Genomic DNA, 12,542 nt, shown 5'->3' with positions numbered 1-12,542 from the left:
GAGCGTTCTCCGCAGCTTTTTTTGAAGTCGAGGGACAAGATTAGTGCAATGCACAAGAAACTTCAATGAGAACAATTAGGGTCGGAGTCGCATTAATTTTATTTGCGTCTCCCATAAAAGCAAATAGGGACATAGTCATGCCGGTTTTACTGAAAGTGCGGCATCGATGCCCTGCACGCAGGATTTCGTCAATGTCGGAGCGAAAAAAATGCCCTTGCGGGCATCTTTTGGAACGATTTGGTTCGGACTAGGGGTGCGGCAACTTGACGGTAAAGGTCGTCCCGGCGCCCTCGGCGGATTCGACCTCAATACTGCCGTGATGCGCGTGGATGATCTCGCGCGCGATAAACAAGCCAATGCCAAGGCTGCCGTGAGCGGGATACTCCTCCGCGTCCTCGCGCGCGAGGCGCACCAACGGTTCGAAGATGGACACCAGTTTCCTCGCGTCGATCAGCGGCCCCGGATTGTTCACCGTAATGACGATCCCGTCGTCCTCGTCAGCCAGCGTCACCACCACCGGACCGTCGGCGGCGCCATACTGAATCGCATTGCCGATGACGTTAGACAGCACTTGTGCGATACGGTCGCTGTCGAACCGCGTGTACAGGGTATGCGGGCCGGACAAACGAATCACCCGTTCCGGATGGAAGGTGCGTAACTCATCAACAACATTGGTGCAGAGCTGGCCGATATCCGCGTGCTTGGGCCGGACCGGCAGGCCGGCGCCGAGATGGGTCCGCGTGAAGTCGATCAGGTCATTGATCAGCTTGGTCATGCGCTGTCCGCTGTTAAAGATGCGGGTCGCCACGACGATGTATTTCGACGGAATGTCGATCGCCCGCGTAATGACGCTGGCGCCGGTAATGACAGTGCCGAGCGGATTGCGCAAGTCGTGTCCCAGTATCGCCAGGAACATGTTCTGCGACCGCTTGACCATTTTTGCGTAGCGCGCGACCGACTCGGCCAGCGCCTGGTCGACGGCTTCATTGAAGCGGGTGACGTCGCCCATATCGGAAATCATCCCCGTCTTCGCGCTTGCCGCCCAAAGCCCCAGTACGCTGGAGCGCACTGCCCGGTACTCGGAGACCAGTTGCTCGACCGTGTAGCCCGACTGCAGGCGCGCTTCGGCATGGACTTCCGCGGCCGTATCGCGGGACGTGCGCGGACCGTTGCCCTTGGATTTCTCCACCTGCTGGTGGTCGCTCTGCGGCGTTTGCAGGTCCGCCGCGATAACCTGGAGCATCTGGCGCGCGTGGTCGCGCAGCTCGACGTCGTCCATCGTCAGCGCGGGAGGTTCGATTGTCCGGGCGAACTCTTCCCACGCCTGGAGGATCACCTCCATATTGTTTAGTATGAAATCAGATAGCCGTACTGTGTCGTTCTGTGGCATATATCCCTAATTGACCCACGCGGCAAACCGCGCATGGATTCAGGCAGCTTACCACCATACCCCCGCGCGCCTGGCACACGCTGCTAATTGAGAGACGGACAGCAACAAAGGTCTAAGCGACCGGCTTCGCCTTGAACGGCCGGCCGCGCTTGGCCGGAAGCACCTGGCGTTTGGCTTTCTGCTGCAACTGGGTCTTGAAGGCATCCGATCCCAGCGGCCAGCCTTTCAAAACGGCCTGGTTAATGCTGTCGAGTTCTTCGGACGACAGAGGCTGCCGGGCCAACTCGATGTAGGCGGCTTCGCGCTGGAACGGAGTATTGCCCAGCCCCCAATAGAGGGCGTGGTCGATGATCAGCGAATCCTGGCGCACGCCGGCATGGTGGGCGTAGCTGGACCATTGATAGTCGGCAGGATCGCTGGCGACGCCGTTTCGGACCGGATTGAACTCGATATAACGGCTGCACACCATGAAATAGCGCTCGGAATCGATCAGCGAGGTCTTGAAGCGCCCGCGGAACAGGCCGCCCAGACGTTCGTATTTCTGGTTGAACCAAGGCACGTAGTAGCGCCCAACCCTTTGCATCATGCGCGCCAGCCCGTCTTCTGTCGTCGGTGACGCCAGCAGGTGCAGGTGGTTCGGCATCAGCGCATAGGCGTGGACGGACACCTTGAATTCGCGCGCGCTTTCCTTCAGCCAGCCCAAAAAACGCTGGTAATCCTCATCCTCGCGGAAGATCAGCTGGCGATCGTTGCCTTCCTGGATGATGTGGTGAGGATGATTGGGAAGGACAAGGCGGGGCAGGCGGGCCATAAACAGGGCGAAAATGATCGGGATCTGCGTATTCTAGCGGATTCCCGTCACTCTGTCCCTATTTAAAAAATGCAGAGGCCGATGCGCGTTTGACTCTGTCCCTTTTCACGAAGACAGGTTGAATCCGGCAGACAGGCTGTAGCCTTCGCCATAGGCGCTGCGCAGCGGCAGGTCTTGCCCGAGGCCGAGGCGGGCCTTCTTGCGCAGGCGGTAAACCAGCATGTCGACCCGGCGGCTTGCCTCAGGATCATCGCCGCCCATGCGGGCCACGATCACCTGGCGCGGCACCGGGCGCGTGTTCATGGTCAGCAAGTGCAGGAAGTTCCACTCTTTTTCCGTCAGGTCGATGACCTCGCCCATCAGTTCGAGTTGGCGGGCGGTCACTTTCAAGGTCCACTTGCTCAGGGCCGGCGCCGGTTCCTGCGGACGGACGCGGCGGTCGAGCGCCTCGATGTGCGCGGCCAGCTCGGGAAACTTGATCGGCTTGGTCAGGTAATGGTCGGCGCCAAGGCGCAGGCCCATGATGCGGCTGTCGAAGGCGACGCGGCCGGTCAGCACCAGCAAGCCGATTTCAGGATACAGCTGGCGCATGCGCGGGATGACGTTGAAGCCATCCTCGTCAGGCAGGCCGAGGTCGAGCACGACAACTGCATGGGGATTGCGCGTCAACGCGGCCCACATGTCGGCCGCGGAGGTGGCAACTTCCACCTGGTGGTCGAGTCCCACAAGGAACTCGGCCATGTCGGCGGCATAATCGCCGTTGTCTTCAACGATAAGAATTTGCGTCATAGGGCGCGCCATTGTTGGTGATTCATTAAAACAGGCTAGTGTTACTTACAGTCGAGCGCATACCCTTGGTTAATCGGGTGAATTATCACTGCTGCCCCCGCCCGGTGCAACCTTTTTCCCGGGGAAGTCCTTGTGCGGCAGCCACAACCTGAAGATGGCGCCACATTCATCGTGGTTATTTACCGACAGGCTGCCGCCGTGGACTTCGACCACCGAGCGCGCCATGTACAGGCCTAACCCGGAGCCGGGCCGTGTGCCGGCATTACTGCCACGATAAAATTTGCCGAATACGCACGCGAGGTCGGCATCCGGCACGCCCTCGCCTTTATCGCGCACCAGCAACGCAATGCCGCCCTCGGCAGGTGCGCCGGACAGCTCGATAACGGCATCCTCCGGCGAATACTGAATGGCGTTTTCCACTAACACTTTCAGGGCCAGCCGCAAACCATCGGGCGCGCAGCGGATCTTAACCGGCAAGCCGGCGGCGGCAACAGTTGCGGTGCGCCCGGCGGCTCGCGCAATCCCGGCCGCCTCATCGAGCAGGCGCAGCGGCTCGGCCTGGTGTTCCTTGCGCTTGTGCCCGGTGGCGTCCAGGCGGTCGGGTGACAGGTATTCGTCCAGCATGGCGATCATCCGGTCGACTGCGCCGGCAATCTTGCGGTAACGCTGGCGCGTGGCGTCGTCCGCATCAGTGCCGGCCGCTTCAAGGCGCTGGATGGCGCCGTCGATGGTGGACAGCGGCGTGCGGAACTCGTGATTGAGCATGCTGGCGAAACGGCGCTGGCCAGCCTCGAGCTCGCGCCGCGCGCTGAGGTCGCGGATGGTACCGACGACGGAGTGCGCCGCGCCGCCAGCGGTCACCAGCAAGGTCGAGGCAACTTCGACCGGCACCGGACGCGGGCGCGTGGCGTGGGGGATGTCGAATTCGCGGGTGATGCTCAGCCGGGTGCTGTCGCCGGAAGCGAAACGGCGCAGCCGTTCGTCCAGTCCTTCGCATAGCCGCGCCAGCGGACCGTCACCGCCATTGGCCAGCTGCGCTCGGAAACGGGAAGGAGGATAGCCAAGCAAGCTAGCGGCGGATGGGCTGATATATTCCAGTACGCCGGTACTGCAGTCGACAATCCACACGATATCGCCACGCAGCTCGGCAATGGTGCGGAAGCAATCGGCCAGGGTGAAACTGCTGGGCATTACAAGCTTCCCGTTGAAAAGAACCGGGCAAGTATAAGCCTTGCATTGTCAGTCTGTATATATAACTTGGACGTATGCATGATGCATTGGCGCAACGTCGTCACGCGCGGCCGGGAGCCGCTTCCGGTTCGACCAGCTTCAACGCCAGCAGCAATAATGTCCCAATCACCATGACACCCGCCGCCAGGTAGAGCCCGACTTCATAGCTGCCAAAATTCGTGGCAAGCGCGGCGGTGACGAGCGGGGCGGCGATTTGCGCGGTGCCGTAGGACAACGTCATCTTCCCCATCATCTTGGCGGGACGGGTCGGATAGTAGCGGCCCGCCATTGTCATGACCAGGCTGACCATGCCGACAAAGGTGGCGCCGAAAAGCAGCGCGCCGACGAGGGTCATCGCCAGGCCGCCGGCCAGGACCGGCAGCAGGATCCCGATCACCTGCAGGCCGGCGGCCAGGATCAGCGCGTTCACGTCGCCGATACGGCGCGCGACGAAATCCCAGGCGATGCAGGCCGGCGCCGCGCCAATACCGATGGCAAGGAAAGCGAGGTTTCCCTGTCCAGCCAGGTTCGGCAACTTGTTGACGATGGCCACGATGAAGGTGGTGCTGATGACGAAACCGACACCCGCGCAGAAATAGGCGGCCGTAAAAATCCGCAGGTACAACTTGCCCGGAGGATGGTCGGCCATTTGCTGGCTGTTGGTCGGCAGGCCGCTGGTGTCCGGCCTGGGGAGCCAGCGCAGCGCGGGAACCAGCAGGAAGAATCCGACGGCGGTAAAGGCGAACCATTGCTCACGCCAGTCCAGCCACGGCGTCATGAACTCGACCAGCATGGCGCAGCCGGCGATGCCAAGGCCGATCCCCGCGAAGTGGATGCCGAGTTCGCTGCGATGGCCATGCCGCATCAGCCAGTTGAGGATCAGCCCGGTTCCGAGCAGCATGCTGGCCGCGCTGCTGAGGCCGGCGAAGAAGCGCGACACCGCCCAGACGGCCACATCGGTGCTCAGGCCCATCACGACCGTGCTGGCCAGCGCCACCACCATCCCGATCCGGTAGAGGCGGTCCTTCAGGACCAGGTCGCTGATCAGGGAAGCGGTCAGTGCGCCGCCCAGGTAGCCGGCGTAGTTGATGGCCGCCAGCCAGCCCGCCTCGGCGATACCGAGTCCGGCCTGGCTCTGCATCAGGGGCAGCAGCGGCGTGTACGCGAAGCGGGCGACGCCGAGCGCCAGCAAAAGGCTGAAGATCCCCGCGCTGAGCACTTTGACACGCTGTCCCTGATCATGCATTGACCGACTCTCCAAACATGGATGAAAGCCATCCTTGCTTGAAGAGTAACATGTGGGGGAAAAGTTGGTTCCCGACAGGCGATGAACCTGCCGGGAGTGCTTGGGTCCTTACTCTTCCAGCGGCGCGAAGATCGCTTGCAGGTCTTCCTGCGTCAGCGCCAGCTTGTGCGACTCGCCTTCGGCCAGGATCGAATTGGCGAGGTCCGACTTCTTCTGCTGCAGCAGCTGGATCTTTTCTTCCAGCGTGCCCTTGGCGATCAGCTTGTACACGAACACCGGCTTGTCCTGCCCGATGCGCCAGGCGCGGTCGGTGGCCTGGTTCTCGGCCGCCGGGTTCCACCACGGGTCGTAGTGGATCACGGTGTCGGCCGCGGTCAGGTTCAGGCCGACGCCGCCCGCTTTCAGGCTGATCAGGAAGATCGGCACCGCGCCTTGCTGGAATGCCGCTACCTGCGCGGCGCGGTCGCGCGTCTCGCCGGTCAGCAGCGCGTACCGGATGCGGCGCGCGTCCAGTTCGATCTGGATCAGTTCGAGCATGCTGGTGAACTGCGAGAACACCAGGATCTTGCGGCCTTCCTCGAGCAGGTCGTCGACCATCTGCATCAGGTCGATCAGCTTGGCAGATCCGCTGTCCTTCTTGCGCGCAGGCAGCGCCTTGACCAGCCGCGGGTCGCAGCAGACCTGGCGCAGCTTGAGCAACGCTTCGAGGATGACGATCTGGCTGCGCGCCACGCCCTTCTTGTCGATTTCATCGCGCACCTTCTTGTCCATCGCGAGGCGCACGGTTTCGTACAGGTCGCGCTGGGCGCCCGCCAACTCCACCTTGCGCACCATCTCGGTCTTGGGAGGCAATTCCTTCGCGACATTGTCCTTGGTCCGGCGCAGCAGGAACGGGCGGATACGGCGATTCAACAGGGCGCGGCGGAGCGGATCGTCCTGGCGCTCGATCGGGTGGCGGAACTGGCTGTTGAAGGTCTTTTCGTCACCCAGCAGGCCCGGCAGCAGGAAGTGGAACTGCGACCACAGCTCGCCCAGGTGGTTCTCCAGCGGCGTTCCCGACAGGCACAGGCGGTGGCGCGCATTGAGCAGGCCCGCGCTTTGCGCCGCCTTCGAGCGGGTGTTCTTGATGTAATGCGATTCGTCGAGGATGACCAGGTGGTATTCGTGCTCGCGCAGCTTTTCCTCGTCGCGCGGCAACAGCGCGTAGGTGGTCAGCACCAGGTCGTGCTCTTCGATCTTGTCGAACAGGTCCATCCGCTCTTTGCCCTGCAGCAGCAGCACGCGCAGGCTCGGCGCGAAGCGGGCGGACTCTTCCTGCCAGTTGGTCATCAGGCTGGTCGGCGCGATCACCAGCGCCGGCTTGGTCATGCGGCCCGATTCCTTCTCGACCAGGATGTGGGCCAGCGTCTGCACGGTCTTGCCCAGGCCCATATCGTCGGCCAGGATGCCGGCCAGGTTGTATTCGCGCAGGAACTGCATCCACGCCAGGCCGTCGGCCTGGTAGTCGCGCAAGGTTGCCTGCAGGCTGGCCGGGGTCGGCACTTTCTGCACCGAACCAAACTGGCTCAGCTTGCGGCCGGTTTCGCGCAGCTGCTCGCCGCCGGTCCAGCGCAGCTCGGTGCCGCGCGCCAGTTCCTCGAGGCGCGCAGCATCCAGCGTCGACAGCCGAACCCTGGTCTTGATCTTGTCGTTGAAATACAGCTCACCCAGCGTGCCGAGGATCGGTTTCAGGCGGCCCCACGGCAGCGCCACGCGCACGCCATCCGGCAAGGTGGCCAGCATCTGGTCGATGTCGGCATGCGCGGCCAGCACCTCGGCGTCGAAATCGCTCGGTGCGCTGCGGATCAGTTGCACCAGGACCGGCAGCAGCGGCACCCGCACCTGGTTGACCACGATGCCCAGTTCAAGTTCGAACCAGGCGTTGCCTGCTTCGGCAGGCTCGTCGATGTCGGCGTACCAGTCTTCGACTGCGACCACGTCGTAACGGTATTTCGGTGACCTGACCACTTGCCAGCCGTGATCGGGAAGGGTATCGAGGCCATCTGCGGCGAAGCGCAGCCAGTGCGCCTGGCTTTCAAGCTGAAGCGCGCCGGCCAGTCCGTTCAGGGGCGGCGTGGCTGGCTTGTGGAAACCAAGTCCGGTGAGTTCGGCCAGTACGGCGGCTTCGGCGGCGGAGTCGCGCGCGATGATTTCGGTAACCTCGCCAATCTGGCGCACCACGCGCTGGGCCGGGTCGAACGAGACGCGCTCGCCATCGTAATCATAGGAAAGCACGGCGAAATCGTGCCAGCGCGTGGTGGTGCCATCCGCCAGCGAGACGCTGTCCAGCAACAGGACAGGTCGCGGCTTGACGTCGTCGCGCAGGCGCTGGGTCAGCGGCTGCGGCAGCGGCATCAGCTGTTGCAGGCCATGCGCCAGCAGCAGCTGGGACACGCGTTTCTTGTCGTTGCCGGCCAACGCGGGCGCCTGGGCAACCAGCGCCTGCAACTCGGCCAGCGAGATGTCGACGCCGCCGCGGTTCAGCGCCAGCGGCCCGCACGACAGGTTGTCGATGTACCACGGCGGGTCGGTCGGCAGCATGTAGTCGATCTGGTCGGCGGCCGTGTGGGTCGCGCCGGATGCAGGCTGGACCTGCCAGCCGAGGCGGGCCGTGCGGCCTTCGTCGCGCCACACCAGGTTGGCTTCACGCACCGCGCCGGCGTTCAGCGGGTAAATCAGGCCGTTGGCCATGTCGGTCCACGAATTTGCCCACAGCAGTTTGTCTTGTTCAAGCAACATTTGAAGCAGGATCGCGCCAACCTTGCCCTTGGGCTCGGTCGCGCCGCCGCCGGCCGAGGCCGCGCCGCTGCGCATTGCGATAAAGAAGCGCACCAGGTCTTCGTCGTCGCCTTCCAGGTAGGCCGGTGGCGCCGACAGCAGCGAGAACACTTCGCTGACCGGGCTGGCCGCGGCCACGTCGCCGGTCGGGCGCAGGCGCGCCTTGCACAGGCACAGGGCGACATGGCGGCCGCCGCTGGTCGGGGCGAGCACGTACACGAAGCGGTACTGGGTGACCTTCGGATCCTTGAGCTCCGCCGTCAGCGTCGGCTGCGGGTGGGCGGCAGCCTCGACCCGCTGCAGCCAGCTGGCCACAGGCGCAGGAAGGCCGGGCGCCGGGCTGGCGGCGCGGGGGGCCGCCGTCGATATTTCGCGGTGTTCTTCGCGCGTGAATTCCATCGTCTGTATTGTTCTGAAAAGGCCGTATCAAAAACGACAACAACCGATATTATCTAACATCGGAGCAATTGTGGTCTGTTCTCTTTCACACCTATAAATCGTTGACGCAGGCAATTCCTTGCCTTAGATCAATCGATGTTAAATCAAATCGGGAAGATCGTGTTGCTCGATTGACAACCGTGCACACGCACCCGACCCTGTCAAGACTGGCGCATTCGCGGCGATTGCGTAATCATTCCGGGCTTGACTCACCTAAGACTGTCCCAATGCTGCCTTCTATCGAACAACGTCTCGCCCTCGAACTTGCCGCCAAGCCGGTGCAGGTTGCCGCCGCCATCGCCCTGCTCGACGAAGGCGCAACTGTCCCATTTATCGCACGTTACCGAAAGGAAGCGACCGGCGGGCTGGACGACATCCAGCTGCGCCTGCTCGAAGAACGCCTGCGCTACCTGCGCGAGCTGGAAGACCGCCGCGCGGCGATTATTTCGTCGATCACCGAACAGAACAAGATGACCCCGGCGCTGATGCAGGCGATCGCGATGGCCGAGGACAAGACCCGTCTGGAAGATTTGTACCTGCCATACAAGCAGAAGCGCCGCACCAAGGCCCAGATCGCCATCGAGGCGGGCCTGGCGCCATTGGCCGACGCGCTGCTGGCCGACCCGGCCCTGACGCCCGATACCGAGGCGGGCAAGTTCCTGCGCGAAGCATTTTCCACCGACGATGGCAACAATCCTGGCGTGCCGGACACCAAGGCGGCGCTCGATGGCGCGCGCCAGATCCTGATGGAACGCTTCGCCGAAGACGCGGCCCTGCTGCAGTCGCTGCGCGAATACGTGCAGGAACACGGCGTGGTGGAATCGAAGGTTGTCGCAGGCAAGCAGGATGAAGGCGAGAAGTTCGCCGATTACTTCGATTACTCGGAAACCATTTCCACCGTGCCGTCGCACCGCGCGCTGGCGCTGCTGCGCGGCCGCCGCGAAGGCATGCTCGATGTGACGCTGCGTCTCGACACCGAAGCCGAAAAGCCGAAGTGGGACGCGCCCCACAACCCGTGCGAAGGCCGCATCGCCGCCGCCGCCGGCATCAAGAACCTGGGCCGCCCGGCCGACAAGTGGCTGGCCGACACCGCGCGCTGGACCTGGCGCGTGAAGAGCTTCATGCACCTCGAAACCGAACTGATGGGCGCCCTGCGCGAAAAGGCCGAGCTCGACGCGATCAACGTGTTCGCACGCAACCTGAAGGCGCTGCTGCTGGCGGCCCCGGCCGGTCCACACGCGACCATGGGCCTCGACCCTGGCCTGCGCACCGGCGTCAAGGTCGCGGTGGTCGACGCCACCGGCAAGGTGGTCGACACGGCCGTCATCTACCCGCACCAGCCGAGAAACGATTGGGATGGGTCGCTGCACCTGTTGGGCAACCTGGCTGCCAAGCACAATGTGTCGCTGATTTCGATCGGCAACGGCACCGCGTCGCGCGAGACCGACAAGCTGGCCCAGGACCTGATCAAGCAGCGCCCGGAACTGACACTGACCAAAATCGTTGTCTCCGAAGCAGGCGCATCGGTGTACTCGGCGTCCGAGTTCGCTTCGCGCGAATTGCCGGACATGGACGTGTCGCTGCGCGGTGCGGTGTCGATTGCGCGCCGCCTGCAGGACCCGCTGGCCGAACTGGTGAAGATCGATCCGAAGTCGATTGGCGTCGGCCAGTACCAGCACGACGTGTCGCAAACCCAGCTGGCGCGCTCGCTGGACGCCGTGGTGGAAGATTGCGTGAACGCGGTCGGCGTGGACGTCAACACGGCGTCGGCGCCGCTGCTGGCGCGTGTGTCGGGATTGTCCGGCAGCGTCGCGCAGGCGATCGTGTCGTACCGCGACATGAAGGGCGCGTTCACCTCGCGCGCGTCGCTGAAGTCGGTGCCGCGCCTGGGCGACAAGACGTTTGAACAGGCGGCAGGTTTCTTGCGCGTGATGAACGGCGACAATCCGCTGGACGCCTCGGCGGTGCACCCGGAATCGTACCCGGTGGTCGAGAAGATCCTGGCCGACATCAAGAAAGAGATGAAGGCGGTGATTGGCGACGCTGCGCTGCTCAAGACGCTGACGCCGTCGCGTTATGCGGATGAGAAGTTCGGCGTGCCGACCATCACCGACATCATCAAGGAACTGGAAAAGCCCGGCCGCGACCCGCGTCCTGAATTCACCACCGCGACCTTCAAGGAAGGCGTGGACGAGATCGGCGACCTGCGTCCGGACATGATCCTGGAAGGCGTGGTGACCAACGTGGCGGCGTTTGGCGCCTTCGTCGACATCGGCGTGCACCAGGACGGCCTGGTGCATATTTCGGCGTTGTCGAACACCTTCGTCAAGGACCCGCACACGGTCGTCAAGGCGGGGCAGGTGGTCAAGGTGAAGGTGCTGGAGGTCGATCCGAAGCGCAAGCGCATTGCGTTGACGATGCGTTTGACCGACAGCGCGCCGCAGGCCGGTTCGAAGCCGGAGCAGCGCGGCGACCGCACCGACGGAAAGCGCTTGTCGCAGCATCAGAACAAGCAGCCGGCGCCGATCGCGGGCAGCATGGCGGCGGCGTTTGCGAAGTTGAAGGGCTAAGACGCCGGTTCGCGGTCACGTTCGTCAATTTCTTATAAAATGCACGCCATCCATTCATTTTTTTCACTGAGGCAGCCATGAGCGACGTACAAACCTGGATTAAAGAAACCGTGACCAGCACCCCGGTGGTGCTGTTCATGAAGGGCACCGCCCAGTTCCCGCAATGCGGCTTTTCCGGCCGTGCAATCCAGATCCTGAAGGCGTGCGGCGTCGAGAACATCGCCACCGTCAACGTGCTGGAAGATCCTGAAGTCCGCCAGGGCATCAAGGAATATTCGAACTGGCCGACCGTTCCCCAGCTCTACATCAAGGGCGAATTCATCGGCGGTTCCGACATCATGAACGAGATGTTCGAATCGGGCGAACTCAAAGCCCTGATCGATGGCTGATAAGCCCCGGCGGCTGGTCGTCGCCATCACCGGCGCCACCGGCGCGGTGTATGGCGTGCGCCTGCTTCAGCAGCTGGCCGCCACGCCCGGCGTCGAGACCCACCTGGTGGTCACCGACGCCGCGGCACTCACTTTGCACCAGGAGATGGGCATGCAGCGGCGCGATGTCGAGGCGCTGGCCCACGTGGTGCACAAGAACCGCGATATCGGCGCCTCGATCGCCAGCGGTTCGTTCCAGTCCGACGGCATGATCGTCGCCCCTTGTTCGATGAAAACGCTGGCCGCCGTGGCCCACGGCTTGTCGGACAACCTGGTGGCGCGCGCCGCCGACGTGGTGCTCAAGGAGCGCCGCCGGCTGGTGCTGATGGTGCGGGAAACGCCGTTCAACCTTGCGCACTTGCGCAATATGACGGCGGTAACGGAAATGGGCGGGATTGTGTTCCCGCCGCTGCCGAGCTTCTATCACAAGCCGGCGAGCATCGAGGAGATGGTCGACCACACCGTGGGACGGGTCATCGACTTGTTTGGCCTTGAACATGGCCTGGCGCCACGCTGGGGCGGGATGAAGGCGTCCACCGACGCCGAATAAGCCCGGCAGGCGCGCTCCCGCGCTGATTGGTACAGCCTCAGCGTTTGTCGTACTGCCAGGCCTCCGCTTTTTTCAAATCTTTCGCTTCTTCAACCATACGACGGTGCTGGATCCGCTTGCGCATGACTTCGGCATGCTGCTCGGCGGTCATCGGCGGAGCGGTCATCAGGTCCTTCAGTTGCGCGGTATTGGCGTAGTTGCTTTTCATAAGACGGCTAATCCTCGGCTTCGTTGCAGAACAAGGTGAAAATACGGCGCGGTGCTGTTTGATTA

10 protein-coding genes are annotated in these 12,542 nt (G+C 63.1%); 3 read left to right on the top strand and 7 right to left on the bottom strand.

The window, feature by feature from the left end:
- Positions 1-247 precede the first annotated feature (247 nt).
- The 6 genes from HHL21_RS05640 to HHL21_RS05615 all read right to left on the bottom strand — a co-directional run bounded on the left by HHL21_RS05640 (position 248) and on the right by HHL21_RS05615 (position 8,682).
- Complete coding sequence (locus tag HHL21_RS05640) at positions 248-1,342, bottom strand: sensor histidine kinase (protein ID WP_229496064.1); 1,095 nt, start codon at positions 1,340-1,342, stop codon at positions 248-250.
- 160 nt (positions 1,343-1,502) lie between these two features.
- A complete protein-coding gene (locus tag HHL21_RS05635; protein ID WP_169464261.1) occupies positions 1,503-2,201 on the bottom strand; it encodes a transposase in 699 nt (232 codons plus the stop codon).
- Positions 2,202-2,306: 105 nt separating this feature from the next.
- Positions 2,307-2,990, bottom strand: coding sequence for a response regulator transcription factor (locus tag HHL21_RS05630; RefSeq protein WP_169464260.1), 684 nt, complete (start codon positions 2,988-2,990; stop codon positions 2,307-2,309).
- Positions 2,991-3,059: 69 nt separating this feature from the next.
- The gene (locus HHL21_RS05625) at positions 3,060-4,181 is read right to left on the bottom strand and encodes a PAS domain-containing sensor histidine kinase (RefSeq protein WP_169464259.1); all 1,122 of its coding nucleotides are present in this window, start codon (positions 4,179-4,181) and stop codon (positions 3,060-3,062) included.
- A gap of 100 nt (positions 4,182-4,281) precedes the next feature.
- Positions 4,282-5,466, bottom strand: a complete 1,185-nt coding sequence (locus HHL21_RS05620; RefSeq protein ID WP_169464258.1) for a YbfB/YjiJ family MFS transporter — start codon at positions 5,464-5,466, stop codon at positions 4,282-4,284.
- Positions 5,467-5,574: 108 nt separating this feature from the next.
- Positions 5,575-8,682 (bottom strand): DEAD/DEAH box helicase, encoded by a 3,108-nt coding sequence (locus tag HHL21_RS05615; RefSeq protein WP_169464257.1) that lies wholly within the window; start codon positions 8,680-8,682, stop codon positions 5,575-5,577.
- Between the two features lie 266 nt (positions 8,683-8,948).
- Here HHL21_RS05615 and HHL21_RS05610 point away from each other — a divergent pair, with 266 nt between their 5' ends.
- The 3 genes from HHL21_RS05610 to HHL21_RS05600 all read left to right on the top strand — a co-directional run bounded on the left by HHL21_RS05610 (position 8,949) and on the right by HHL21_RS05600 (position 12,269).
- A complete protein-coding gene (locus HHL21_RS05610; protein ID WP_169464256.1) occupies positions 8,949-11,291 on the top strand; it encodes a Tex family protein in 2,343 nt (780 codons plus the stop codon).
- Positions 11,292-11,368: 77 nt separating this feature from the next.
- Positions 11,369-11,680: a Grx4 family monothiol glutaredoxin gene (grxD, locus tag HHL21_RS05605; protein WP_169464255.1), complete on the top strand. Its 312-nt coding sequence runs from the start codon at positions 11,369-11,371 to the stop codon at positions 11,678-11,680.
- On the top strand, positions 11,673-12,269 hold the full coding sequence (locus HHL21_RS05600) for a UbiX family flavin prenyltransferase (RefSeq protein WP_169464254.1): 597 nt from the start codon (positions 11,673-11,675) through the stop codon (positions 12,267-12,269). The genes grxD and HHL21_RS05600 overlap by 8 nt, the downstream gene beginning before the upstream one ends.
- 37 nt (positions 12,270-12,306) lie before the next feature.
- Here HHL21_RS05600 and HHL21_RS05595 read toward each other — a convergent pair whose 3' ends face one another.
- Complete coding sequence (locus HHL21_RS05595) at positions 12,307-12,477, bottom strand: hypothetical protein (protein ID WP_169464253.1); 171 nt, start codon at positions 12,475-12,477, stop codon at positions 12,307-12,309.
- Between the last annotated feature and the right edge of the window lie 65 nt (positions 12,478-12,542).

Source organism: Massilia polaris (assembly GCF_012927275.1).
Taxonomy (GTDB): Bacteria; Pseudomonadota; Gammaproteobacteria; order Burkholderiales; family Burkholderiaceae_D; genus Telluria_A; species Telluria_A polaris.
This window is presented reverse-complemented; position numbering and strand designations above follow the sequence as displayed.

Excerpts from the sequence above, each read along its gene's own strand:
- HHL21_RS05625 (WP_169464259.1), bottom strand. The coding sequence starts at position 4,181 with ATGCCCAGCAGTTTCACCCTGGCCGATTGCTTCCGCACCATTGCCGAG.
- HHL21_RS05610 (WP_169464256.1), top strand. The coding sequence starts at position 8,949 with ATGCTGCCTTCTATCGAACAACGTCTCGCCCTCGAACTTGCCGCCAAG.
- HHL21_RS05630 (WP_169464260.1), bottom strand. The coding sequence starts at position 2,990 with ATGACGCAAATTCTTATCGTTGAAGACAACGGCGATTATGCCGCCGAC.
- HHL21_RS05595 (WP_169464253.1), bottom strand. The coding sequence starts at position 12,477 with ATGAAAAGCAACTACGCCAATACCGCGCAACTGAAGGACCTGATGACC.
- HHL21_RS05620 (WP_169464258.1), bottom strand. The coding sequence starts at position 5,466 with ATGCATGATCAGGGACAGCGTGTCAAAGTGCTCAGCGCGGGGATCTTC.
- HHL21_RS05600 (WP_169464254.1), top strand. The coding sequence starts at position 11,673 with ATGGCTGATAAGCCCCGGCGGCTGGTCGTCGCCATCACCGGCGCCACC.
- HHL21_RS05640 (WP_229496064.1), bottom strand. The coding sequence starts at position 1,342 with ATGGAGGTGATCCTCCAGGCGTGGGAAGAGTTCGCCCGGACAATCGAA.
- HHL21_RS05615 (WP_169464257.1), bottom strand. The coding sequence starts at position 8,682 with ATGGAATTCACGCGCGAAGAACACCGCGAAATATCGACGGCGGCCCCC.
- grxD (WP_169464255.1), top strand. The coding sequence starts at position 11,369 with ATGAGCGACGTACAAACCTGGATTAAAGAAACCGTGACCAGCACCCCG.
- HHL21_RS05635 (WP_169464261.1), bottom strand. The coding sequence starts at position 2,201 with ATGGCCCGCCTGCCCCGCCTTGTCCTTCCCAATCATCCTCACCACATC.